The organism is Leucobacter sp. CX87 (assembly GCF_018682295.1).
Taxonomy (GTDB): domain Bacteria; phylum Actinomycetota; class Actinomycetes; order Actinomycetales; family Microbacteriaceae; genus Cx-87.
Map to the genome: position 1 here is coordinate 84377 of NZ_JAFIRI010000008.1, position 22293 is coordinate 106669.

Here is a 22293-nt window from a genome sequence, read left to right on the forward strand (position 1 = left end):
GGCGAGGTGTGGGCTGAGCGGCCCTGCGGCGGCGTCAGGCAGAGCATAATGAGGGAATGCCCCTGGCCCGATCCTCACGCACTCTGGGTGCCGTTACGCCCGACGATTTTCAGCGCCTGGCAGGACTGCGGCGCATGCAAGCGATCGCGCTCGGCCTGCTGCTCGCCATGGCAGTGGTGTTCGTCGTCTCGTTTGCCTTCCAAGAGTACGTGCCGTGGCTGGCATATGTTCGCGCGGCCAGCGAGGGCGGCATGGTGGGCGCCGTCGCCGACTGGTTCGCCGTCACCGCGCTGTTCCGCCGCCCGCTCGGCCTGCCCATCCCCCACACCAACCTCATCTCGCACAAGAAGGACGAAATTGGCGCGGGGCTCGGCTCATTCGTCGAAGAGAACTTCCTCTCGGACGAGGTCGTGCACGAGAAGCTGTCTCGGATCAGCGGTGCTCGGCTCGCCGGCGAATGGCTCGGCCAGGAGAAGCACGCCAAGAGCGTCGCCGACGCGGTCGCGAGCGTGGGGCTCGGCGCGCTCACCGTCCTGAATGACTCGGACGTGCAGGAGCTCATCGAGGCACTCGTGCGCAAGCACGTCATCGAACCGGCCTGGGGGCCGACCCTGGGGCGCGCCACCGAGTCGTTCGTCGCCGGCGGCCACCACGAGGCACTGCTCGACATTGCCGCCGATCACCTGGGCGACTGGCTCGAGGCGAACCCTCGCGTGTTCGACAAGGTCGTCTCCTCACGCTTGCCGAGCTGGGTGCCGAGCGTCGTCGACCGATTCGTCGACGACCGCCTGCACTCCGAGGCGGTCCGCTTCGCCCGCCAGATTCGCTCCGAGCACGACCACCCGTTCCGCCTTGCGGTCGGTCAGTTCCTGCAGGATCTTGCCCGCGACCTCGGCGACAAGCCGTCGCTGAACGAGCAGCTCGAGTCGTACAAGCGCGAGGTCTTCGACAGCCCACGGGTGCGCGCCCTCGCGGCGAGCACCTGGAGCACCGCCCGCGGAGCGCTGGTCGAGATGCTGCAGGATCCCGAGAGCGAGCTGCGCCGCCGCATCGCGCGCGCCACCCAGGATTTCGGGCACAAGCTCGAGCAGGATCCGACCCTGCAGTACAAGGTCGACGTCTGGGTCATGGGCGTCGCCGAGCACCTCGTGCGGACCTACCGCGCCGACCTCAGCGGCGTGATCGTCGAGACCGTGCAGCGCTGGGACGCCCAGGAAGCAGCGGAGAAGATCGAATTGCAGATCGGCAAGGATCTGCAATTTATTCGGATCAACGGCACCATTGTGGGATCGCTCGCCGGACTCGCGATCTTCACCTTCGCGCAGCTCGTGATCGCTCCGCTGGTCGGTTAGTCTTCGGCGAAACCGATCGCGAGGTGCAGATCCTGCACCCGGTCGGCGGCGGCCGTGTGGTCGTTGCGCGTCGTGATGCCGCAGCGTTCCGCCCGGCAGTCGAGGCCATTCGCCTCGGGCTCCGGGACGACCAACCGCGCGGTGAACGTGCCCTTCTCGCCGTCGTCGAAGCCCCCGGTGGCGAACGATCGCCACGCCCAGTTGTCAGTGAGCCAGACGCTCTCTGCCGCGTCTGCGCCTGCTGCGGGGTGCTCCTTTTCCGCTCGTGCGTCCTCGGGAATGCCGCCGAGGCAAGGCGACGGCTTCACCTCTGGGCTGTCGGGAATCCGGCAGAAGCCGACATAAATGCCGTTTGCGGAATTGAAGCCCGAGCCGGTCACCAAGACCTCATCGCCGGGCGACAGCTGCGACAGGTCCACCTTCGCGCCGTCCGGAGTCTGTGCGGAGAGGGTGCGTGTGCGGCCGTCCGCGCCGTCCGCCGACACGGAATCGGGGAAGCCCTCGGACGCCACCTGGCCCGAGCCGCCGGAGTTTTGGTGCGTGAAAATCGGGAGAACGATCGCCGCGACGAGCACCAGTACGATTGCGGCGACGGCAATGAGCACGAGCAATACAATTCGGGTGCGATTTCGTCGGGGTCGGGGCGTAGCGTCGGTCACCCGCCTCATGTTACTCGGGGGGTCCACCATGCTAAGCTCGGACCAAATCGTATTCACGAGTATTAGCCTCGCCTCGCGGCCCATTTCCCGCGGGGCCCGAATGTGTAAGGGGGTCTCGCATGGGGCGTGGCCGTCAAAAAGCGAAGCACACAAAGGTCGCTCGGGAACTGAAGTATTTCAGCCCCGACACGAACTATTCCGCTCTGGAGCGTGAGCTCGGAATTCCCGATCATCACACGCAGATGCCGGTAGCGGAACGTGTCGCAGAGCCGGAACCTGACCTGTGGTCGGAGTACGCCGAGAAGTACAACGGCGACGACGACGATTCTGACGACGACAGCGAACGCTGAGTTGCCTCAACCGTGAGTTGACCTCAACCCCAGCAGCGCGGTGTGAGTGAAGGCCCCATACGAACCTCGGTTCGCTGGGGCCTTCGCCGTTTCTGCTAGCTGCGGTAGTCGCCGATGAGGCGAACAGCGCCGCCGTTGACACCCTTCGCGCCCTGCTCAAACCCCGTGAAGTCGCGCGTTGACGTCGCAATCGTGCCGGCGGTCCAGGCGGTCAGGCCAGTCTCGCGCAGCTTGGCGAGCACCGCGTCAGCGCGGGCTGCCTCGACGACCGCGAACATGCCAATGCCCAGGTTCCAGGCCTGCTCGAGGCTCGGGAGCGTGTGCTCACCGAGTTCGGCGAGGTGACGGAAGACGGGCAGCGGGGACCACGAGGCGCGGTCGACCTCGGTCCAGGATCCGGTCGGGAGGACGCGTGCCAGGTTGGCCGCAATGCCGCCGCCGGTGACGTGACTGAGCGCGTGTACCGCGCCGTCGAGCGCCGGGTCTTCGAGGACCTTCAGGAGCGGGCCGGTGTAGAGCATGGTCGGCTCGAGCAGTGCCTCGCCGTACCCCATGCCGAGGTCATCGCTGTGGTCGGTGAAGAGCACGTCGTTCTTGGCGAGGATGTGTCGCACGAGCGAGTAACCGTTCGAGTGCAGCCCGGAGGCGCCCATCGCGATGACGACGTCGCCGTCCCGCACGCGATCCGGTCCGAGCAGACGGTCCGCCTCGACCACGCCCACCGCGGCGCCCGCGACGTCGTACTCATCGACGCCCAACAGGCCGGGATGTTCGGCGGTCTCGCCGCCGACGAGCGCGGTGCCCGTGGCCTCACAGGCGAGGGCAATACCACGCACGATGTCCGCGATGCGCTCGGGCACGAGGCGCCCGCATGCGATGTAGTCGGTCATGAACAGGGGGGCGGCTCCCACCACGATGATGTCGTCGACGACCATGCCGACGAGATCCTGCCCGATGGTGTCGTGCTTGTCGATCGCCTGCGCGATGGCGACCTTCGTGCCGACCCCGTCGGTCGACGTCGCCAGCAACGGCCGGCGGTACTTGGTGAGTGCCGTCGCGTCAAAGAGACCAGCAAACCCACCTACTCCGCCCAGCACTTGCGGGCCATGGGTCCGCGCGATGGCGGACTTCATTAGCTCAACTGCGACATCACCTGCGGCAGTGTCGACTCCAGCTTCGGCATAGATCGATGCGTTCTCGCTCACGTGTCCAGCCTAGCGCGCTCGGAAAGGTGTGCGGTGTGCGAGACTGGATACGCCTTCCCACCGAGGGATCTCCCCCACTCCAAGGAGTCAGCTCAGCGCATGTGCGGCATCGTCGGCGTCGTCTCAACTCAGCCCGTCAATCAGCAAATCTACGACAGCCTGCTGCTCTTGCAGCATCGCGGTCAGGACTCCTCCGGCATCGCCACCGCCGACGGAAGCCAGTTCCATATGGTCAAGGTCAAGGGACAGGTCCGCGAGGCGTACCGCACCCGCGACATGCGCATGCTTGTAGGCAATGTCGGCCTCGGCCACGTGCGCTACACGACCCGCGGCAGCGCGGCCAGCGACGAAGAGGCCCAGCCGTTCTACGTCAACGCGCCCTACGGCATCACGCTCGTCCACAACGGCAACCTGACGAACACGCGTGAGCTCGCCGCTGAGCTGTACAACGTCGATCGCCGTCATCTGAACACCCACTCTGACACCGAGCTGCTGCTCAACGTGCTCGCGAACGAGCTGCAGTCGAGCATCGGCGGGCTCTCGCTCGACGCCGCGCAGGTGTTCGACGCGGTCGCCGGCGTGCACTCGCGCGTCGAGGGCTCGTACTCGGTGATCGCGATGATCGCCGGCCACGGCCTGCTCGCCTTCCGCGACCCTCTCGGGATACGGCCGCTCGTGCTCGGGCGCCGCCACACCGAGCTGCACCGCGAAGAGTGGATCGTGGCCTCGGAGTCGCTCGTACTCGAGTCCGGCGGCTATGAGATCGTGCGGGACGTCGCTCCCGGCGAGGCGATCCTCATCTCCCCCGGCGGCGAGATGCGCTCACGTCAGTGCGCGACCACGCCCCGGCTCGTGCCCTGCGCATTCGAATACATCTACCTCGCCCGCCCCGACTCGGTGCTCAGCGGCATCGCGGTCTACGACGCGCGCCTGCGCCTCGGCGACGCGCTCGCTGACCAGATCGTCAGCGAGATGTCGATCGATGACGTCGACGTGGTCATGCCGATCCCGGACTCGGCTCGCCCGAGCGCGATGCAGGTCGCGCAAAAGCTCGGCCTGCCGTACCGCGAGGGGTTCTTTAAGAACCACTACGTCGGCCGCACCTTCATCATGCCCGGGCAGGCGGTCCGCAAGCGCAGCGTGCGCCAGAAGCTCAACGCGATGAGCGTCGAGTTCAAGGGAAAGCACGTCTTGCTCGTGGACGACTCGATCGTTCGCGGCACGACGTCGCGGGAGATCATCGAGATGGCGCGCGCCGCGGGCGCCCGTCGGGTGACCTTCGCGTCGGCGGCCCCGCCCGTGCTCTTCCCCCACGTGTACGGCATCAACATGCCGACCCGCACCGAACTGGTGGCGCACGGTCGCACCTACGACGAGATCGCTCGCGAGCTCGGCGCTGACCAGCTGATCTATCAGCGGGTCGAGGACATGAGCCGAGCCATCCTCGCCGGGCAGGACGCGGTGGAGGAACTCGAGATGAGCTGCTTCACGGGCGAGTACCTCGCGGGCGACATCGACGCCGAGTACCTCGCCTGGGTCGAGGACAACCAACGCAGCTAGCGCCGCGAAGGCGAAAAAAACGGGCGCCGCCCCTGGAGTGACTTCCAGGGGCGGCGCCCGTTTAACGAGGCGCTGACGGCTAGGCGCCGGCGGCTTCGTCCTTCTTCGGGGCGGCAGCATCGTTGCTCGCGCCCGCTGCGTCTGCGTTCGTGGAGGTCTCGGTGTTCGAGACTTCCTTCTTCAGGATCCGCATCGACTGCCCGAGGCTCTTGGCGAGACCCGGAAGCTTCGGCGCACCGAAGAGCAACAGGATGATGAAGAGGATGACAACGAGGTGCCATCCGGACAGGTTTCCAAGCATGAGGAGATCGCTCCGATCGTCAGTGTGTGGTCATTATCGCACGTCGGACTGAATCGCGACGGCAGTACCTCGGCGACGCTGTGCGGCGGCCGAGAGAATGAGGGAAAGGATACCCGCGAGGCTCAGCCCGATCGCGGCACCGATCAACAGCATGAAGCCCATGATCTGGGCCATCGAGTAGTCCGCCTCGAGCGCGATCGGGAAGAACACGCTCGCGAGGCTCGCGAGCGCGGCGCCGAGGATGGCCCCACCGATCAGGATCCTGCCGTAGCGCACCGAGCGCTCGATCGTCACCTCGACCTCCTGCTCGGCAACGACGACTGGCTCGTGCGGCAGCTCAGCTTCGACGCCAGCTTCGACGGGATCGACTTCAGGGGTGCTCATATCCCCATTCTCGCAGGAATTACTCGGCGCCCGCTGGACGGCGCACGACGGGCAGCAGTCCGGCGAGCGTCGCTCGGGTGCCCGAGGCGACGACGCGCGCGTCGCGCAGGGCGTCGTCCCACGCAAGCGAGCCCGTGGCGAGGGCGATCCAGGTCGCCGCGTCCATCTCCACCACATTCGGTGGGGTGCCGCGGGTGTGCTTCGGGCCGGCGATGCACTGCGTCGCGCCGAAGGGCGGCACGCGCACCTCGAGTGTCCCGCCGGGGGCCCGTTCGGCGAGTTCCTCGAGCAGATATCGCACGGCCGTCGCCTGCACCGCCCGGGTAGTTTCGCCCGAAACCGCCTGCGCGAGCGCGGCGCGGCCGTCCAATATCGGGATCCTGCGATTTGCCATGGGGCGAGCCTAGCCCGCGCCCCGGTATCCTGAGGGTGTGAAGATTCTCGTGCTGGGCTCGGGTGCCCGCGAACACGCCATTGTCCGTGCGCTGCTGAGCGAGGAGACCCGCCACGAAGTCGTGTGCGCTCCCGGGAATGCCGGCATCGCCGCCGAGGTCGAAACGGCCGAGCTTGCGATTACCGACCCGTCCGCGGTCGCCGGCTTCGTCGAAGCCACCGGCTTTGATCTCGTGGTGATCGGGCCGGAGGCGCCGCTCGTCGCGGGCGTGGCCGACCCGTTGCGCGCGATGGGCGTACCCGTGTTCGGCCCCGACGCCGCGGCCGCTCAGCTCGAAGGTTCGAAGGCCTTCGCCAAGCGCATCATGTCCGAGGCCGGCGTGCCGTCGGGCCGCGCCGAGCGCGTGGCAACCGTCGAGGCCGCGGCCACCGTGCTCGACACCTACGGCGCCCCCTACGTCGTCAAGGCCGACGGCCTCGCGGCAGGCAAGGGCGTGCTCGTCACCGAGGACCGCGCGGCGGCTCTCGATCACGTGGCCACCTGGGCCCCCCACGGCGAAGTGCTGATCGAGGAATTCCTCGATGGCCAGGAGGTCTCGCTCTTCTTCTTCGCGGACGGCACCTCAGTGCGCCCGCTCACCCCCGCGCAGGACTACAAGCGCATCTTCGACGGCGACGAGGGCCCCAACACCGGCGGCATGGGCGCGTACTCTCCGCTGCCGTGGCTGCCCGAGGGCTTCGTTGAGGAAATCACCGAGACGGTCGCGCTGCCGACGGTGCGCCAGCTCGCGAGCGAGGGCACCCCGTTCGTCGGCCTGCTCTACTGCGGCCTCATCGTCACGAAGGACGGCGTCCGCGTCATCGAGTTCAATGCGCGCTTCGGTGACCCCGAGACGCAGGTCGTGCTGCCGCGCCTCGCGTCGCCGCTCAGCGAGGCGCTGCTGGCCTCGGCCAACGGCGCGCTCGACACGCTCGCTCCGCTTGAGTTCTCGGACGAGGTTGCCGTCACGGTCGTACTCGCGAGCGAGGGCTACCCCGGCGAGATCGCGACCGGGCGCGAGCTCACGGGTCTGGCGCAGGCAAACGCGATGCCCGGCGTTCACCTCGTGCACGCCGCGACCGCGCGCGACGCGGACGGCGGTTGGGTCGCAACCGGCGGGCGTGTCCTGTCGGTGGTCGGGCGCGGCGCGAACTTCGCCGAGGCGCGAGCGCGCGCATACGCGGCGATCGAGCTCATCGGGCTTGCGGGTGGCCAGCACCGCACAGATATCGCGGCTCGGGTCGCCTAGCGGTCGCTGTCTGCGCTGACAGCGGCGACGAGGTCGTCGAGCAGCATGTCCCAGCCCTCGGCTGAGGCGCGGACCCGATATGCGGCGTCAGAGAACGCGTCGAAGCCGGTCTCGGTGACCGTGACGATGGTCTCGCCGCTGTCCGACAAGAGCGAGATCAACACTGAGGTGGCGGATTCGTCGCCGGCCGCGCTCCAGCGGAATCCGATCGCGTGCCCGACGATCCACACGTCGACGTCGCCCGCGGCGTCGCGTTCGACGCGGTCCTCGCCCTCACCCTCGGCCCAGTACTCGGCGACACGACCTCCGACGCGGGGCTCGATCTCAAGGTCGGGCCACCAGCTTGCGCGCTGCTCAGGATCCGCAAGCCACGGCCACACGGACTCGCGCGGCGCCTCGAGGTGGCGACGCGCGGTGACAGGACCGACCGGGATCATGCCGCCTCCTTCTCCTTGGCTCCCCACAATAGCGGGCGCCGCGTGGTGACAGAATAAGAGTGTGACGAACTCTTCCACTCTCGATCTCCCCGGCTGGCGCCACACCTACTCGGGCAAGGTCCGCGACCTCTACGTTCCCGAAGACGGGAGCGGGACGCACCTGCTCGTGGTCGCGAGCGATCGCGTCAGCGCCTTCGACCACGTGCTCGAGCCGCCGATTCCTGGCAAGGGCGCGCTCCTCACCGCGCTGTCGCGCTGGTGGTTCGCTCGCCTCGACGTCGCGAACCATCTCGACCCGAGCGGTCCCGCTGCCCCCGCGGCGGTCGCGGACCGCGCGATGGTCACGCGCCACCTCGACATGTTCCCCGTCGAGTGCGTCGTACGCGGCGCTCTGACGGGCTCCGGCTACAAGGAGTACGTCGCCACCGGCGCGGTGTGCGGCATCGAGCTGCCCGCGGGCCTGTCCGACGGCGACCTGCTGCCCGAGCCGATTTACACCCCGGCCTACAAGGCCCCCATGGGCGAGCATGACGAAAACATCACCTTCGAGCAGAGCGTCAAGCTCGTCGGCCGCGAGTACGCCACCGCGCTGCGCGACGCTTCGTTGGCGATCTTCACGGCGGCGCGCGAGCGGGCTGCCGAGCGCGGGATCATCTTGGCGGACACCAAGTTTGAGTTCGGGGTCGTCCCCGGCTCCACCGAGCTGGTGCTTGCGGACGAGGTGCTCACGAGCGACTCGAGTCGCTACTGGGACGCGGCCGTCTACACCGGCGGCGCGACGGGTGCCGCCCGGCTCGAGAGCTTCGACAAGCAGATCGTGCGCAACTGGCTCTCGGCGAACTGGGACGGCACCGGCACTCCCCCGGCGCTCCCCGCCGAGGTCGTGGCGCAAACGCAGGATCGCTACCGCGAGCTGCTGACGCGCTTGACGGGCGAATAGATTTCACACGCTCTCTAGACACTTGAAGATTCAAGTGTTTTACTAGGGGTACCCAGCGAAAGGCGGACCCCTTGCAGACTCCTGATTCCGAGCGCCGGCTCCCCGATGCCACCGGCATGGGCGCCGTCACCCTCACGGTGCGCGACCTCGACACGATGATCGACTTCTACCACCGCGGCCTCGGCATGCAAGTGCTCCGTCACGAGAAGGGGACCGCGGCGCTCGGTCGGCAGGGCGTCGCGACGATCCTGCTCGACCAGGACGGCAGCCTCGCCATGGCCCCCGCCGGGGCAGCCGGGCTGTACCACACGGCGTTCTTGTTCCCCACGGCCGCCGAGCTCGCCTCGGTCGTCTACGCCGCGGCCCGGCACTCCCCCGGCAAGTTCCAGGGGTCGAGCGACCACCTCGTGTCCGAGGCGTTTTACTTCGGCGACCCCGAGGGCAACGGTGTCGAGCTGTACGTCGATCGCCCGCGTGCCCAGTGGCGGGAGCTGCCGACGGGCGGCGGGGTGCAGATGGGCTCGGCGTTCCTCGACCCAAATCGCTACCTGCAGCAGCACCTGACCGAGCAGGGCGCGGCCGCCGTGGCGGACACCCCCGCGACAGTGGGCCACGTGCATCTCAAGGTCGGCGACATTCCCACCGCGAAGGCGTTCTACGTCGACACCCTGGGCTTTGACGTCACCAACGTGTACGGCTCCCAGGCGCTGTTCGTCTCGGCCGGCGGGTACCACCATCACCTCGGCATGAACACATGGGAATCGAAGGGCGCCACCGACCGCACGCCCGCGCTGGGCCTCGGCGAGGTCCGCATCGAGCTGCCGGGCGACGGCACCCCCGGCGGATCCAGCGAGGCGCTCGCGGCGCTCGACGCACGCCTCGCGGCCGCCGGGATCGCGCGCGAGTTCGACGGCGCGGAGCTCACCGTGCTCGACCCCTGGCGAAACCGGGTGCGGGTACGGGAAATCGACGGCGAAAACGCCTTGTAGACTGGTCCCGGAAGCGCGTCGCGCGCTCTCCCGGCTGATTTAGCCCGAAGCCCGCGAAATACGGAGGCCACCGGTGCCCACGATTGTTGTTGAAGTCATGCCCAAGGCCGAGCTGCTCGACCCGCAGGGCAAGGCCACCTCAGGTGCGCTTGATCGGCTCGGGAAGGGCCAGTTCCACGGCGTGCGCGTCGGAAAGCGCTTCGAGCTGACCGTCGACGGACCCATCACCGACGAGGTGCGTGCCGCCGCCCGCGAGGTTGCCGAACAGGTGCTCTCAAACCAGGTGATCGAGGACGTCGTCGCGATCCATTTCCCCGAGGAAGCGGGCGCGTAATGAAGATTGGCGTCGTCACCTTCCCCGGTTCGCTCGACGACCGTGACGCGCAGCGCGCGATCCGGCTCGCGGGCGCCGAGCCCGTCGCGCTCTGGCACGCCGACCACGACCTACAGGGCGTCGAGGCGATCGTCCTGCCCGGCGGATTCAGCTACGGCGACTACCTGCGCCCCGGGGCGATCGCCGCGGTCTCGCCCATCATGGCCGAGGTCATCGACGCCGCGAACTCGGGCATGCCTATCCTCGGCATCTGCAATGGTTTCCAGGTGCTCGTCGAGGCGAAGCTGCTTCCCGGCGGCCTGATCCGCAACGCGAACCAGCAGTTCATTCGCCGCGATCAGAAGCTCATCGTCGAGAACGCGGACACCGCGTGGACGCACAAGTTCGCGAAGAACGAAGAGATCGTCATCCCGCTCAAGAACGGCGACGGCGGCTATGTCGCGAACGACGAGACGCTCAAGCGGCTCGAGGGCGAAGGCCTCGTCGCGTTCCGCTACGCGGGCGTCAACCCGAACGGCTCACTGAACGACATTGCGGGGCTCACGAACGAGCGCGGCAACGTCGTCGGTCTGATGCCCCACCCCGAGCACGCCGTCGAGCCGGGCTTCGGCCCGAACACGCCCGAGGCCATGCGCTCGGGCCTCGACGGGCTGCGCTTCTTTGAGGCGGCAGTCGAGGCGCTCGCGGCCCGCGCCGCGTAGTCACGACGCACACAGAGCGGCCCCGGGATTCGTCCCGGGGCCGCTTTGTTCGTTTAGCCGGCCGAAGCGTCGATCCCGTACGCGAGCAGTCGGAGGGTCGTGCCGTCCGGGCGTTCGATGTCGAACTCGCGCTCCGGCATCCGGGCGAACCCCATCCGTTCGTAGAGCTCGTAGGCCGCCACCATGTCGGTGCTCGTGTTCAGTACGACGCGGGAGTTGCCCCGGATCCTGGCGAGCCGGAGCCCGTGGCGCATGAGGAGCGAGCCGATCCCGCGGCCGCGTGCACGGCCGGCGACCCCCAGCAGGCGCAGGTCCATCTCCCCCGGCCGCGCGACCTCGCTCAGCGTCTCGCCCGGCCGGGGAGTCGTGACCGTGCCAAGCAGCACGCCGGTGGCACGCTCCGCCGCCACCCAGACCTGATGCTGGGCGACGCGCTCGGCCACGTTCGCGATCTCCGCGAGGTAGCCATCCGGCAGCCCGGCATAGTCGTCGCGGTAGGCGGCCAGCACGAGCTCGCTGACCGCTGAGATCTCCTCGGCCCGGATCTCACGCACGCATACGTCAGCGCGCCCCTGCAGCGGGTAGACATAGCTGAGCGAGGACCCATAAGACATCTCGTCGAGCCGCGCGTCCAACTCGGGCGTGCGCTCGAAGCCGAGCCGCTCATAGAGCGACGCTGCGGGGTTCTTCACGCCGGTGTCGAGCCGCACCACGGTCGACCCCCAGCTGAGCGCAAGCTCCATGCCGGCGCGGGTGAGGGCCGCGCCGAGGCCCGCTCCTTGGGACTCGGGCGCCACCGAGAGGAGCCGGAGTTCGGCCTCGCCGGCGCCCGCGAGCTTCGCATAGGCCGATCCGCCGCGCAGCACGGTCACCGCGCCGACCAGCCTGTCCCCGGCGACGGCGACGAGGATCCGGCCCGCGGCGTCCCGGCCCGCGCTGTCCTGCTCCGTGGCGGCCCACGCCTCGTCGTGCGCCAGCTCGTCCCGGTAGGGACCCGCCGCGTAGGCCGCGCGGACCAGATCGGTCTCGCGCGCGTACTCGGCCGGGTCGATGGGGCGGATGTGGAACACGGGCGCGGCAGACGGGGTCACCCGCGTAGCTTACTCTCGCGAGCCGCCACTCGATCGCGGGATGGGGGCTGGGCTCAGAGGTCAGGGCCGGGCGGGCACATCAGGGCGCGCGCAGCATCAGTCCTCCGCGGGAAGCGCCTCCGGGAGTTCAGCTGCGGCCCGCGCCGCGGCAGGCAGCGCCTGGGCAATGCGCTCGATTGCGCGGTCATCGTGCGCCGCCGTAACGAACCAGGCCTCGTACGGGCTCGGCGGCAGGTGCACCCCACCGTCGAGCATCGCGTGAAAGAACGCGCGATAGCGCCCAGAGTGCTGCGCGCGGGCCTCGTCGTAGGTGCGAATCGGCCCCGGAGCGAAGAACACGCTGAACAGCGTCCCCGCGCGCTGGATTCGGTGGGCGACGCCGGCCGCACTCAGGGCGTCCGTCACGAGCGCGATCGTGCGCTCCGCCGCCGTGCCGAGCCGCGCATACGCGTCGTCGTCCGCCCCGCGCAGGGTCGCGAGCCCCGCGGCGACCGCCACGGGGTTTCCCGACAGCGTCCCGCCCTGATAGACGGGGCCGAGCGGGGCGAGCAGCTCCATGATGTTCGCCCGGCCGCCGACCGCGGCGAGTGGGAGCCCGCCGCCCACGACCTTGCCGAACGTCACCAGATCGGGAGTGGGGGCCTGTTCGAGGCCCCAATATCCGGCTGGGCCCGCGCGGAACCCGGTCAGCACCTCGTCGCTGATGATGAGTGCCCCGTGGCTGTGGGCGATGGCGGTGATCGCCGCGGTGAAGCCGGGATCCGGCGGCACAACCCCCATATTGCAGGCCGCCGCCTCGGTGATGATCGCGGCGATCCGGTCACCGTGCTGGACGAACGCCGCCTCGATCGCCGCCGGGTCGTTGTACGGGAGCACGAGCGTCTGGCCAGCGGTCTCGGGGGTCACGCCGGCGGATCCCGGCAGCCCGAAGGTCGCAAGCCCCGACCCCGCGGCCGCCAGCAGCCCGTCGGAGTGGCCGTGGTAGTGGCCGGCGAACTTCACGATGAGCGAGCGGCCCGTCGCCGCGCGCGCCAGGCGAATTGCGGTCATCGTTGCCTCGGTGCCCGTCGACACCAGCCGCACGCGCTCGATGTGCGGCACGCGCGCCGTGATCTCCTCGGCGAGCTCGGCCTCGCTCGGGTGCGAAGTGCCAAAGCCGAGGCCGCGCGCCGCCGCCTGCTGCACCGTCTCGATGACCGCCGGGTCCGCATGCCCCAGCAGCGCCGGCCCCCAGGCCGCGACGAGGTCGACGTACTCGCGCCCGTCGGCGTCGGTGACCCACGCGCCCGAGCCGCTGACCAGGTAACGCGGAGTGCCCCCGACCGCGCCGAAGTCGCGCACCGGGGAGTTCACCCCGCCCACGATCACGCGTCGCGCCCGCTCGGCGAAGCCCGCGCTGACCGGGGAGGACTGCTCCGCCCCGCTCATCGCTGCCACCCCGCGATCTCGAGCGCGAAGTAGCTCAGGACGGCGTCCGCCCCCGCCCGGCGGATGCAGATCAGTGACTCCTCGATCGCCGCCCGGCGGTCGATCCAGCCGTTCGCGGCGGCGGCCTCGATCATCGCGGCCTCCCCCGACACCTGGTAGGCCCAGACGGGCACCGGGCTGGTCGCGGCCACGTCGGCGAGCACGTCGAGGTAACTCTGCGCGGGCTTCACCATCACGATGTCGGCCCCCTCGGAAATGTCGAGCTGCGCCTCGCGCAGGCCCTCGCGGCGGTTGGCGGGATCCTGCTGGTAGCCCCGACGATTGCCCGCCAGCTGCGAGTCGACCGCCTCGCGGAACGGACCGTAGAACGCCGAGGCGTACTTCGCGGCGTACGCCAGGATCGCGGTGTCGGCGTGGCCGGCGCCGTCGAGCGCCTCGCGCACGCGGCGCACCTGGCCGTCCATCATGCCCGAGAGACCGAGCACCTCGGCCCCGGCCCGCGCCTGCGCGACAGCGATGGATGCGTATCGTTCGAGCGTCGAGTCGTTGTCGACCTCGCCGCGCTCGTCGAGCAAGCCGCAGTGGCCGTGGTCGGTGAACTCATCCAGGCACAGGTCGGCCTGGACGACCAGGGCGTCGCCCACCTCGGCGCTCACCGCGGCGAGCGCTCGGTTCAGGATCCCGTCGGGCGCGTCCGCCGCGCTCCCGGTGGCGTCGCGCGCCGCGGGCACGCCGAACAGCATGATGCCGCCGAGCCCGGCCTCGGCGGCCTGCGCACTGATCGCTCGCAGCGAGTCCATCGTGTGCTGCACGACCCCGGGCATGGCCGAGATGGGTCGCGGCACGTCGATGCCCTCACGCACGAAGACGGGCAGGATCAGCTCCGCCGGGTGCAGCCGCGTCTCGGCGACGAGTCGGCGAAGCGCCGGGGTGCGCCGGAGCCGCCGGGGCCGAATTGCCTGGGCAGTCTGATCTAGCGGGTTCATGAGGACTCTCCTGATAACGGTGAGGGGTCGAGAATCGCGGGATCTTCCGCGTGGGAGGCGGCCGCCTCGTGCCCGGCGAGGAACTCCGAGGACACCGCGTCGAGGAGCCCGTCCGTGGTGGACAGCTCGGCGACCACGTCGGCCCGCAGCCCCTCCGCCAGGAGGGCGGCGGCGGTGGGCCGGCCGATGGCTGCGAGCCGAGTGGTGCTCGGGAGCGGCGTCAGTCTCGCGGAGACCGCGCGTGCGGCGGACCCGCTCGTCACGAGAACGACATCGATGCCGCCGCCCGCGATGCGCTCGCGGAGCCCCGGGACCTCGGGGGCCTGCGCGGTCGAATAGGCGCCGACGCGATCCACCTCGTGGCCGGCGGCGCGGAGCGCCCGCTCGAGCCGGGTGTCGGCGAGCTCCGAGACGGGCAACAGGATCCGCGCCGGCCGGTCGCCACTCGGGATCGCGGCGAGCAGTGAGACGGCGAGCCCATCGCCCGAGAAGTCGCGACCGGGAATCACGTGGATCCGAAACCCGACCAGCTGCATCGCCGCGGCCGTGACCGGGCCGACGACCGCCGTCTTCGCGCCCGGCTGCGCCCGCGCGCCCGCGCGCTGCAAGACCGACGCCGTGGTCGCGCTCGTCACCACCATCCAGTCGTACGCGCCCGCGTTCCATCGTGCGACGGCGGCATCGAACGCGACGGCGTCGCTGGGCGCGACGGTCTCGAGCAGCGGCGCCACGGTGGCGATGCCCCCGCGCTCGGCGACCTTCTCTCGGAGCGCCTCACCCAGGTCACCCCCGCGCGGGATGAGGATGCGCAGGCCGCGAAGCGGCAAGGGCGGGGAGGGGAGGAACGGGATCATCGTTGGTCCTTCGTGGAGTGTGCGAGTGGGGCGCCCGCGTGTGCGCGCAGCCTGGCTCCGGTGAGCAGGGTCAGCGGGGCCAGTTCGGCCGCGCCGTGTGCGAGCAGCTCGCGGGCGATCGCGATGCCGAGCCCCGTGGCCGCGGCGTCGGCGTCAGCGTCAGGCAAGGGGCCAGTGCGCGAGCTCGGGGTCGAGTCCGCGTGATCATCCGGATCCTGCGCGGAACCGGGCCAGGAGATCGCTTGCTGTGCCTCGCGGCTCTCGCTCCCGTCGGGTCGGTAGACCGCCCCCGAGAGGGTGAGCCGGCCGTCGGCCAGGCGCGCCCAGGCGGCCACCGGCGCCTGGCAACCCGCCTCAAGCTCGGCAAGCATCGAGCGCTCGGCGAGCGCGCAAGCGCGCGCTTCCGGGTCGTCGAGGGCGCGGAGCCCCTGCCCGATCAGCCCGACGAACGCGTCTTCCGAGCGCGCCTCGATCGCGAGCGCGCCCTGCCCCGGAGCGGTCGGCGTACTCGCAAGCGGGAAGTACTCGGTGATCGCGGCGTCACGCCCGATGCGGGTCAGCCCGGCGGCGGCCAACACCACCCCGTCGAGATCCGCGCCCACCCGCGCGAGGCGGGAGTCGACGTTGCCGCGAAGATCGCACACCTCGAGGTCGGGGCGCGAGCGCTTGAGCTGTGCACCCCGACGCGGGGATCCCGTGCCGACGCGCGCGCCGGGCGGGAGCTCGCCGAGGGCGAGCCCGTCGCGGCCGCAGAAGGCGTCGCGCGGGTCGACCCTGGGCGGGATTGCGCCGAGAATGATGCCGGGGCAGTCCCCCGTGGGCAGATCCTTGAGCGAGTGCACCGCAAGGTCGCACCTGCCCGCGATCAGGGCGTCGCGCAGCGCGCTCACGAACACGCCGGTTCCCCCGAGCTGCGCAAGCGGCGCGGGCGAGGTGTCGCCCTGCGTGGTGATGATGACGAGCGCGACCTCCACCCCCGTTGCCTGGGCGATCAGCCGGGCGACGCCCGTGGTCTGGGTGACCGCGAGCAGGCTGCCGCGGGTGCCGATCCTGATGAGTCCCTCGCGGGCCGCGAGCGGGTCTCGGGTGACCGTGATCTCGTTCACGAATGCGCCTCAGTGGGCTGCGCGGTCGCCGCCGCGCGGCCGTCGCGAGCCTGCACCTGCGCCATCCGCTCCGGGGTGTCGCAGCAGCCCTCGCCGCAGACGTCGAACCAGGGCCCGAGCGTCGTACGTGACGGACGGTCAGCGACCGGCACCCCGTCCCGGCGCTCGAACACGAGGTCGATGAGCCCGCGCACGTACGTCGGGTCGACCCCTGGTGTCGGCACCCGGATGGCCGCGAGGCCGAGGCGCGCGCAGGTGTCCAGCGCCTCGGTGTCGAGATCCCAGAGCACCTCCATGTGGTCGCTGACGAAGCCGACGGGCACGATCACGACGGCCTTGACGCCCTGTGCTGGCAGCTCCTCGATCGCGTCGTTAATGTCGGGCTCGAGCCACGGCTGGCTGGGCGGTCCGCTACGCGACTGGTACACGAGGTCCCAGGTCACCCCGGGGCACGCCGCCTCGGCGATGTCCGCGCTCGCGGCGAGGTGCTGCGCCTCGTAGGCGCCGCGCCCGTCAAGGGCAGCGAGGTCGGGGCCAAACTCCCCCGAGTACGAGCTCGGCACCGAGTGCGTGGCGAAGAGCACGCGCACGTCGCGCTGCGGATCGAGGCCTGGCGTGCGCGCGCACAGCTCGTCGATCGCGCGGCGGGTGGCGGAAATCCAGGGGTCCAGGAAGCCGGGGTGGTCGAAGTACGGTCGCACCTTGTCGGCTACGATGGTGTGCCCCAGCGGAGCGAGCGCCGAATCGATGTTCTCCTGGTACTGCTTGCACCCCGAGTACGAGGCGAACGCGCTTGTCGGCAGCACGAGCACGCGCCGGTGGCCGTCCACGGAAGCCGTGCGCAGGACGTCCGGGAAGTACGGGTCCCAGTTGCGGTTTCCCCACAGCACCGGGAGGTCGCTCCCGCGCGCGCGCAGCTCGGCCTCGAGCGCGGCCCGCAGTTCGCGATTCTGCTCGTTGATCGGGCTGATCCCACCAAAGTGACGGTAGTGGTGCGCGACCTCCTCGAGGCGTTCGTCCGGGATCCCGCGGCCCCGCGTCACGTTGCGCAGATACGGAATGACATCGTCCTGCCCCTCGGGCCCGCCGAAGCCGAAGAGCACGAGTGCGTCGTACTCGGCGGGCTCGGTCGCGAACTGGGCGCGGCTCATCGCAGCACCTGGGCGACCTGCGCGACCGAGATGCGACGCCCGGTATAGAAGGGGGTCTCTTCCCGCATGTGGCGCCGCGCGTCGGTGGCGCGGAGGGCACGCATCAGGTCGACCAGCTCGGTGAGCTCGTCCGCCTCGAGGGGCAACAGCCACTCGTAGTCGCCGAGCGCGAAAGACGCGACCGTGTTCGCGACGACGCCGCGGAACTGGGCGCCCAACTGGCCGTGTTCGGCGAGCATGCGGCCGCGTTCGGCTTCGGGCAACAGGTACCACTCGGTGTCGCGCACGAATGGGTACAGCACCAGCCAGTCGCGCGGCTCGACCCCGCGCAGGAAACCGGGCACGTGCGCCCGGTTGAACTCGGCGTCGCGGTGCACCCCCAGCGCGTTCCAGGTCGGCAAAAGCGGAGCGAGGAGCTCGGTGCGGCGCAGCTCGCGAAGCGCCGCCTGCAGCACCTCGGCGGTATCGCCGTGCAGCCACACCATCAGGTCGGCGTCGGCGCGCAGCCCAGAAACGTCGTACCAGCCGCGGATAGTGACGCCGCTGGCAGCGACCCGATCGGACGCACGCCCGAGCTCGTCGATCGCCGATGCCATCGGTGCTGCAGGCGTTTCTGTCCGTCCAGGGGCGCGGCGGAACACCGCCCAGAGGGTGAAGCCGGCGGCGGCCGGCTCTGCGGCTTCGACCGAGTGGTGAGTGGTCATGGTGATGATTCCTTTCAGGGGCTGCGCTGGAAAGTGCTGCTCAAAGCGACAAAATTGCGGTCGGTGTGGTTCGCTCGGGCGGATCTCGTTCGTCGATCAGATCGGCGGCTCACGTCGGTGACTCTTACTCAGGGCCGAGATCACGGTGCGGGCCGCAGCTCTCGCGTGCGGCACCACACTTGCGAGCCCGGTTCCCGCGTAGGCCTCGCCGGTGACGACGACGCCGGGCGCGGGTGCCGACGCCGACGACCGCGGCGGGATCACCCAGCGCGCGCGGGCGTGCGCCTGCACGTTGTCAGGATCGAGCCGAATCCCAAACACCTCCGAGGCGTCACTCAGCGCAAGCTCCGCAGCCTCGGCGCCGCTCAGCGCCTCGGTCGCCGGTGTGCCACCTCGCGAACCGTACGAGAGGCGAAGCACGTGCGTTCCGGGCTCCACGGCTTGGTCGAGCCATGCCCACTTGGCATTCATATGGGTGAGCGCCTTCGCTCGGATGCGGGGGTGCCCAGCACGAATGAGCGCGCCGGTGCCGCGCGGGGCGGACAAGAGTCGAGGTTCCGTGACAACAACGACCACGGTTTCCACGGCGGTTCCGACCGCGTTCGACTGGCACGGGGTCGCCTGCGCCGAAGGGTGCTCCGCATTCGTGTCCGAATTCGCGAGCAACTGCTCGCTGACGCTCGGCGGGACCGCCAGCACGACCGACTGGGCAGAGCACTCGCCTCCGGCCCAACGCACCGCCCAGCCCTTCCCGTCGCGGTCGAGCGACAGGTCTTGCACCCCCGTGTGAACGGCCGCGCCTTCGGCGCGAAGCTCTCGCACGAGGCGTGCAATCAAGACGCTCATGCCGCCCGCGAGGCTCTGCACTGCGCCGCCGGCTGCGCTCCGCGACGCACGAGCTAATCGAGCGGAGCGCAGCAGCGAGCCCGTACGCGCGTACTCCCGTTCAAGCTCGGGGTGAGCGTCCAGCCTCAGGGCGTCCGGCGAAGCCGAGTGCACCCCCTCAGTCACGGGTGCGATGAGCTTTTCGAGCACATCCTGGCCGAGGCGCTCGCGAGCAATCTCGGCCAAGGACGCCGTGGCGGGGAGTAAGGAACGGGGCCGCCACGGCTCGAGCGCGAGGCCCCATGCCCCGCGCAGCCCGAGCACCCTTCTGGTGTCCGCGGCGAACGGGTGCACAGGGATCCCGAGTGCGCCTGCCGCTGGCATGCGATAGCTCGCTCCGCTCGCCACTGTCCACGCGGGGCGCCGTCTCGGCGTCACGATGGAGGCGGCAAGGCCAAGCTCGCCCAGCAGCGCAGCGACTGCTCCCCCACGGGTCGCGAACGATTCTGCTCCGAGCTCAATGGGCAGCCCCGCGAGTGAGATCGCATGCATGCGTCCCCCCACCCAGTCAGATCGCTCGAGAACGCGCACCCGATATCCCAGGCGCGCGATGTCCCACGCAGCTACGAGTCCGGCGATGCCGGCGCCGATGACAACGACCTCGGTGTCGAGGTCAGCATTCGCCTCGGTGCGCAGGTCGCTAGCGCACACCGTGCACTCGTTCGACGATCCGCGCGAGTCGATCGGGGTCGGTCTCGGGCGGCACACCGTGGCCGAGGTTCACGATGTGCGCGGGGGCGGCGGCCCCGCGGGCGAGCACGTCGTCGACGTGGGCGTCGAGCACCGCCTCGGGCGCAGCCAGGTACGCGGGGTCGATGTTGCCCTGGAGCGGGAATCGGCCGCCGAGCGCGTCGTTGGCTTCGTCCAGCGGCGTCCGCCAGTCCACGCCGATGGCCTGACCACCAGCCTCCGCAAGCGAGGGAAGCAGATGTCCGGAGCCCACCGCAAAGTGGATGGTCGGGATCGGCAGCGGAGCCGCCGCATACCCCTCGGCCTGCGGGTCGCGGTACGAGATCGCCCGGACGGGGGCCAGCGTCTTCCGCGACGCCGCGGCGACGTGGGCCTCGTAGTCTGCGACCGAGAGCCCGCCCGCCCACGAGTCGAAGAGTTGGACGGCGCTCGCCCCGGCCCGCACCTGGGCCTCGAGGAACGTGCCGCTCAGTTCGGCGGCCCAATCGAGCAGCGCCGCCCAGGTCTCGGGATCGCTGTGCATGAGGGTGCGGGCGCGCAGCTGGTCCTTCGACGGCCCGCCCTCCACGAGGTACGCCGCCAGGGTGAACGGTGCCCCGGCAAACCCGATCAGCGGCGTCTCGCCCAGCTCGGCGACGGTCAGCTCCACTGCCTTCCGAATCGGGTCGAGGGCGCCTCTCAGGCGATCGGCGGGGTGCTCGCGGCGCAGCTTCGCGACGTCCGCCGCGGTGCGGACCGGCTCGGCAAAGACGGGGCCGCGGCCCGGCTCGAGCCGGACGTCAACCCCGGCGAGCGACAGCGGAATAATGATGTCGCTGAAGAAGACCGCGGCGTCGACGCCGTGGCGACGCACCGGCTGCAGGGTAATCTCAGCGGCAAGATCGGGGGTGAGGCAGCACTCGATCATGTCCCGGCTGCTGCGGAGCGCGCGGTACTCGGGCAGCGATCGGCCCGCCTGCCTCATGAACCAGACGGGGGTGCGCGATGCGCGCTCACCGTGGATCGCCCGCACAAGCGGAGCGCCGGAAGTGTGGCCGCTGACGAGCGGGTGGGAGTCGTTTAGCTCATTCATCAGATGAATGCTAGCTTATTCATCTGATGAACTTTTCCACCGCACACATGGATCTCTCAGGAGCGAGCCCCGCGTCAGAACTCGGGCTCTCGTGCCTGTCGTTCGACCACCACAGCGCCAACTTCGCGCTGCTCGAACGCATCGAGCGCCACACTGTCGCGCTCACGAGCGCGCTCGGCACGGTGCACGCCGACGCCCCCGGAGGGGCAGTCATTCTCGCGACCTGCAATCGTTTCGAGGCCTACTTCGACCAGGCACCCGGCGCCCCCGAGCGGGCGCTGCAAGAGGTCGCCGCGCTCTCCGGCATTTCTGTCGCCGAGCTCGCTTCAGCGGCGAGGATGCTCCGCGGAATAGACGTCGCCCATCACCTCTTCTCCGTCACCAGCGGGCTCGAGTCCATGGTGGTCGGCGAGGGTGAGATCTCGGGCCAGGTGCGTCGCGCACTCAGCAATGCCCGGCGCGCCGGGGCGACGACACCGACCCTCGAGCAGCTGTTCCAGCGCGCGGCAGGTGTATCGAAGGACGTCAAGCGCCGCACCCGCGTGCAGACTCGCGGGCGTTCCCTCGTGCGCCTCGCCCTTTTCCTGGCCGAGAGCCGCGTGGGCGACTGGGGCGGCACCCGGATCCTGCTCATCGGCACCGGGGCGTACGCCGCCGCCACGCTCGCCGCCCTGCGCGATCGCGGGGCGGCCCACATCGCCGTCCACTCCCCCTCCGGCCGGGCCGAGACCTTCGCCGCGGCGCGCGGCGTGCGGGCAATCTCCCCTGAGGATCTGGAGTCGGAGCTCGCGGCCGCCGATATCGTCATCGCGTGCAGCACCGCGCAGGATCCGCTAATCGACGTCCCCCTCATCGAGCGCACGGTGACGCCCACGGCCCGCCCCTACTGCACCGCCCTCATCGGCCGAGCCCCCGGGGGCAGCGCCACCCCGTTCAGCGTCACCACTCCGCCGCGGCCGCGACTCTTCATCGACCTCGGCATGCCCCGCAACATCGCGCCCGACGCCGCGCAGATCTCGGGCATCGAGCTGCTGGATCTTGACATCGTCGCCCGCCACGCCGGGGTCGAAGAGCTCAGCGCCGAGGCCGAGGCGCGCAAGATCGCGAGCGATGCGGCCCAGGAGTTCGCGGCGGCGCAGGCCGAGCGCGACACCGTCCCGACGGTGCGGGCGCTGCACGAACACGTGCACGCCGTCCTCGCGGACGAGCTCGCCCGGCTGCGCGGCAACCCCGCGGCCTCCGAGCTCCTCGAGCCAGCCCTCCGGCACTTCGCCGGCCGCCTGCTGCACCAGCCCACCCTCCGCATCCGCGAGCTCGGACGGGCGGGCAATGCCGACGCCGCCGATGCCGCAGTGCGCGCGTTGTTCCCGGTGTCGGATCCAGACCAGCACGCGGCCTGACCAGCACACCACCGGGCGTGTGCTCTGCCGCG

General features: G+C 70.1%; 24 protein-coding genes. 9 read left to right on the forward strand and 15 right to left on the reverse strand.

Annotated features, from left to right (window positions below; genetic code table 11):
- Positions 1–134 precede the first annotated feature (134 nt).
- Positions 135–1352, forward strand: a complete 1218-nt coding sequence (locus tag KOE53_RS12140; RefSeq protein WP_251364330.1) for a DUF445 domain-containing protein — start codon at positions 135–137, stop codon at positions 1350–1352.
- On the opposite strand, the gene KOE53_RS12145 is transcribed toward KOE53_RS12140, so the two are convergent.
- The gene (locus KOE53_RS12145; RefSeq protein ID WP_353055654.1) at positions 1349–2011 is read right to left on the reverse strand and encodes a hypothetical protein; all 663 of its coding nucleotides are present in this window, start codon (positions 2009–2011) and stop codon (positions 1349–1351) included. The two genes, KOE53_RS12140 and KOE53_RS12145, sit on opposite strands and share 4 nt — an antisense overlap.
- A gap of 119 nt (positions 2012–2130) precedes the next feature.
- On the opposite strand from KOE53_RS12145, the gene KOE53_RS12150 reads away from it, so the two are divergent.
- On the forward strand, positions 2131–2361 hold the full coding sequence (locus KOE53_RS12150; RefSeq protein ID WP_188058659.1) for a DUF3073 domain-containing protein: 231 nt from the start codon (positions 2131–2133) through the stop codon (positions 2359–2361).
- Between the two features lie 95 nt (positions 2362–2456).
- On the opposite strand, the gene purM is transcribed toward KOE53_RS12150, so the two are convergent.
- The gene (gene purM, locus KOE53_RS12155) at positions 2457–3566 is read right to left on the reverse strand and encodes a phosphoribosylformylglycinamidine cyclo-ligase (RefSeq protein WP_188058660.1); all 1110 of its coding nucleotides are present in this window, start codon (positions 3564–3566) and stop codon (positions 2457–2459) included.
- Positions 3567–3665: 99 nt separating this feature from the next.
- On the opposite strand from purM, the gene purF reads away from it, so the two are divergent.
- Positions 3666–5126 carry an amidophosphoribosyltransferase gene (purF, locus tag KOE53_RS12160; protein WP_188058661.1) on the forward strand — a complete coding sequence of 487 codons (1461 nt, stop codon included), beginning with the start codon at positions 3666–3668 and terminating at the stop codon, positions 5124–5126.
- Positions 5127–5205: 79 nt separating this feature from the next.
- On the opposite strand, the gene tatA is transcribed toward purF, so the two are convergent.
- Genes tatA through KOE53_RS12175 form a run of 3 tightly spaced genes read right to left on the reverse strand, consistent with a single transcriptional unit; the run spans position 5206 to position 6205 of the window.
- On the reverse strand, positions 5206–5427 hold the full coding sequence (tatA, locus tag KOE53_RS12165; RefSeq protein WP_206348616.1) for a twin-arginine translocase TatA/TatE family subunit: 222 nt from the start codon (positions 5425–5427) through the stop codon (positions 5206–5208).
- A 33-nt stretch (positions 5428–5460) separates the two neighbouring features.
- On the reverse strand, positions 5461–5811 hold the full coding sequence (locus KOE53_RS12170) for a hypothetical protein (RefSeq protein WP_188058662.1): 351 nt from the start codon (positions 5809–5811) through the stop codon (positions 5461–5463).
- A gap of 19 nt (positions 5812–5830) precedes the next feature.
- Positions 5831–6205, reverse strand: coding sequence for a sterol carrier family protein (locus tag KOE53_RS12175; RefSeq protein ID WP_188058663.1), 375 nt, complete (start codon positions 6203–6205; stop codon positions 5831–5833).
- 37 nt (positions 6206–6242) lie between these two features.
- Between KOE53_RS12175 and purD the strand changes: the two genes are divergently transcribed.
- Complete coding sequence (gene purD / locus KOE53_RS12180) at positions 6243–7493, forward strand: phosphoribosylamine--glycine ligase (protein ID WP_188058664.1); 1251 nt, start codon at positions 6243–6245, stop codon at positions 7491–7493.
- On the opposite strand, the gene KOE53_RS12185 is transcribed toward purD, so the two are convergent.
- On the reverse strand, positions 7490–7930 hold the full coding sequence (locus KOE53_RS12185; protein WP_188058665.1) for an SRPBCC family protein: 441 nt from the start codon (positions 7928–7930) through the stop codon (positions 7490–7492). The two genes, purD and KOE53_RS12185, sit on opposite strands and share 4 nt — an antisense overlap.
- 61 nt (positions 7931–7991) lie before the next feature.
- Between KOE53_RS12185 and KOE53_RS12190 the strand changes: the two genes are divergently transcribed.
- The 4 genes from KOE53_RS12190 to purQ all read left to right on the forward strand — a co-directional run bounded on the left by KOE53_RS12190 (position 7992) and on the right by purQ (position 10894).
- Positions 7992–8870, forward strand: coding sequence for a phosphoribosylaminoimidazolesuccinocarboxamide synthase (locus KOE53_RS12190; RefSeq protein WP_188058666.1), 879 nt, complete (start codon positions 7992–7994; stop codon positions 8868–8870).
- 116 nt (positions 8871–8986) lie between these two features.
- Positions 8987–9859: a VOC family protein gene (locus KOE53_RS12195; protein ID WP_188046428.1), complete on the forward strand. Its 873-nt coding sequence runs from the start codon at positions 8987–8989 to the stop codon at positions 9857–9859.
- 73 nt (positions 9860–9932) lie between these two features.
- Positions 9933–10193, forward strand: a complete 261-nt coding sequence (gene purS / locus KOE53_RS12200; RefSeq protein WP_188046399.1) for a phosphoribosylformylglycinamidine synthase subunit PurS — start codon at positions 9933–9935, stop codon at positions 10191–10193.
- The gene (gene purQ, locus KOE53_RS12205; RefSeq protein ID WP_188046398.1) at positions 10193–10894 is read left to right on the forward strand and encodes a phosphoribosylformylglycinamidine synthase subunit PurQ; all 702 of its coding nucleotides are present in this window, start codon (positions 10193–10195) and stop codon (positions 10892–10894) included. The genes purS and purQ overlap by 1 nt, the downstream gene beginning before the upstream one ends.
- Before the next feature lie 53 nt (positions 10895–10947).
- On the opposite strand, the gene KOE53_RS12210 is transcribed toward purQ, so the two are convergent.
- From KOE53_RS12210 to hemE, 9 genes are all read right to left on the reverse strand, one after another.
- The gene (locus KOE53_RS12210; RefSeq protein ID WP_188058667.1) at positions 10948–11985 is read right to left on the reverse strand and encodes a GNAT family N-acetyltransferase; all 1038 of its coding nucleotides are present in this window, start codon (positions 11983–11985) and stop codon (positions 10948–10950) included.
- Between the two features lie 96 nt (positions 11986–12081).
- The gene (hemL, locus tag KOE53_RS12215) at positions 12082–13413 is read right to left on the reverse strand and encodes a glutamate-1-semialdehyde 2,1-aminomutase (protein WP_188058668.1); all 1332 of its coding nucleotides are present in this window, start codon (positions 13411–13413) and stop codon (positions 12082–12084) included.
- On the reverse strand, positions 13410–14399 hold the full coding sequence (gene hemB / locus KOE53_RS12220) for a porphobilinogen synthase (protein WP_188058669.1): 990 nt from the start codon (positions 14397–14399) through the stop codon (positions 13410–13412). Before hemB ends, hemL begins: the two co-directional genes overlap by 4 nt.
- Entirely contained in the window at positions 14396–15253 is an 858-nt protein-coding gene (locus KOE53_RS12225; RefSeq protein WP_188058670.1) for a uroporphyrinogen-III synthase, read from the reverse strand. The genes hemB and KOE53_RS12225 overlap by 4 nt, the downstream gene beginning before the upstream one ends.
- Positions 15250–16350: a hydroxymethylbilane synthase gene (gene hemC / locus KOE53_RS12230; protein WP_370566980.1), complete on the reverse strand. Its 1101-nt coding sequence runs from the start codon at positions 16348–16350 to the stop codon at positions 15250–15252. The genes KOE53_RS12225 and hemC overlap by 4 nt, the downstream gene beginning before the upstream one ends.
- A 5-nt stretch (positions 16351–16355) precedes the next feature.
- Positions 16356–17510: a ferrochelatase gene (locus KOE53_RS12235; protein WP_188058672.1), complete on the reverse strand. Its 1155-nt coding sequence runs from the start codon at positions 17508–17510 to the stop codon at positions 16356–16358.
- The gene (gene hemQ / locus KOE53_RS12240; RefSeq protein WP_188058673.1) at positions 17507–18214 is read right to left on the reverse strand and encodes a hydrogen peroxide-dependent heme synthase; all 708 of its coding nucleotides are present in this window, start codon (positions 18212–18214) and stop codon (positions 17507–17509) included. The genes KOE53_RS12235 and hemQ overlap by 4 nt, the downstream gene beginning before the upstream one ends.
- A gap of 96 nt (positions 18215–18310) precedes the next feature.
- On the reverse strand, positions 18311–19750 hold the full coding sequence (locus tag KOE53_RS12245; protein WP_188058674.1) for a protoporphyrinogen/coproporphyrinogen oxidase: 1440 nt from the start codon (positions 19748–19750) through the stop codon (positions 18311–18313).
- A complete protein-coding gene (gene hemE / locus KOE53_RS12250; protein ID WP_188058675.1) occupies positions 19740–20861 on the reverse strand; it encodes a uroporphyrinogen decarboxylase in 1122 nt (373 codons plus the stop codon). The genes KOE53_RS12245 and hemE overlap by 11 nt, the downstream gene beginning before the upstream one ends.
- Positions 20862–20887: 26 nt before the next feature.
- Between hemE and KOE53_RS12255 the strand changes: the two genes are divergently transcribed.
- The gene (locus tag KOE53_RS12255) at positions 20888–22261 is read left to right on the forward strand and encodes a glutamyl-tRNA reductase (protein WP_188058676.1); all 1374 of its coding nucleotides are present in this window, start codon (positions 20888–20890) and stop codon (positions 22259–22261) included.
- Positions 22262–22293 lie beyond the last annotated feature (32 nt).

Bases quoted from the DNA above. Each gene is read 5' to 3' on its own strand.
- purQ (WP_188046398.1), top strand. From the start codon at position 10,193: ATGAAGATTGGCGTCGTCACCTTCCCCGGTTCGCTCGACGACCGTGAC.
- tatA (WP_206348616.1), bottom strand. From the start codon at position 5,427: ATGCTTGGAAACCTGTCCGGATGGCACCTCGTTGTCATCCTCTTCATC.
- KOE53_RS12175 (WP_188058663.1), bottom strand. From the start codon at position 6,205: ATGGCAAATCGCAGGATCCCGATATTGGACGGCCGCGCCGCGCTCGCG.
- KOE53_RS12225 (WP_188058670.1), bottom strand. From the start codon at position 15,253: ATGATCCCGTTCCTCCCCTCCCCGCCCTTGCCGCTTCGCGGCCTGCGC.
- hemL (WP_188058668.1), bottom strand. From the start codon at position 13,413: ATGAGCGGGGCGGAGCAGTCCTCCCCGGTCAGCGCGGGCTTCGCCGAG.
- purF (WP_188058661.1), top strand. From the start codon at position 3,666: ATGTGCGGCATCGTCGGCGTCGTCTCAACTCAGCCCGTCAATCAGCAA.
- KOE53_RS12235 (WP_188058672.1), bottom strand. From the start codon at position 17,510: ATGAGCCGCGCCCAGTTCGCGACCGAGCCCGCCGAGTACGACGCACTC.
- hemB (WP_188058669.1), bottom strand. From the start codon at position 14,399: ATGAACCCGCTAGATCAGACTGCCCAGGCAATTCGGCCCCGGCGGCTC.
- hemQ (WP_188058673.1), bottom strand. From the start codon at position 18,214: ATGACCACTCACCACTCGGTCGAAGCCGCAGAGCCGGCCGCCGCCGGC.
- KOE53_RS12185 (WP_188058665.1), bottom strand. From the start codon at position 7,930: ATGATCCCGGTCGGTCCTGTCACCGCGCGTCGCCACCTCGAGGCGCCG.
- KOE53_RS12140 (WP_251364330.1), top strand. From the start codon at position 135: ATGCAAGCGATCGCGCTCGGCCTGCTGCTCGCCATGGCAGTGGTGTTC.
- KOE53_RS12170 (WP_188058662.1), bottom strand. From the start codon at position 5,811: ATGAGCACCCCTGAAGTCGATCCCGTCGAAGCTGGCGTCGAAGCTGAG.
- KOE53_RS12195 (WP_188046428.1), top strand. From the start codon at position 8,987: ATGGGCGCCGTCACCCTCACGGTGCGCGACCTCGACACGATGATCGAC.
- KOE53_RS12150 (WP_188058659.1), top strand. From the start codon at position 2,131: ATGGGGCGTGGCCGTCAAAAAGCGAAGCACACAAAGGTCGCTCGGGAA.
- KOE53_RS12255 (WP_188058676.1), top strand. From the start codon at position 20,888: ATGAACTTTTCCACCGCACACATGGATCTCTCAGGAGCGAGCCCCGCG.
- hemE (WP_188058675.1), bottom strand. From the start codon at position 20,861: ATGAATGAGCTAAACGACTCCCACCCGCTCGTCAGCGGCCACACTTCC.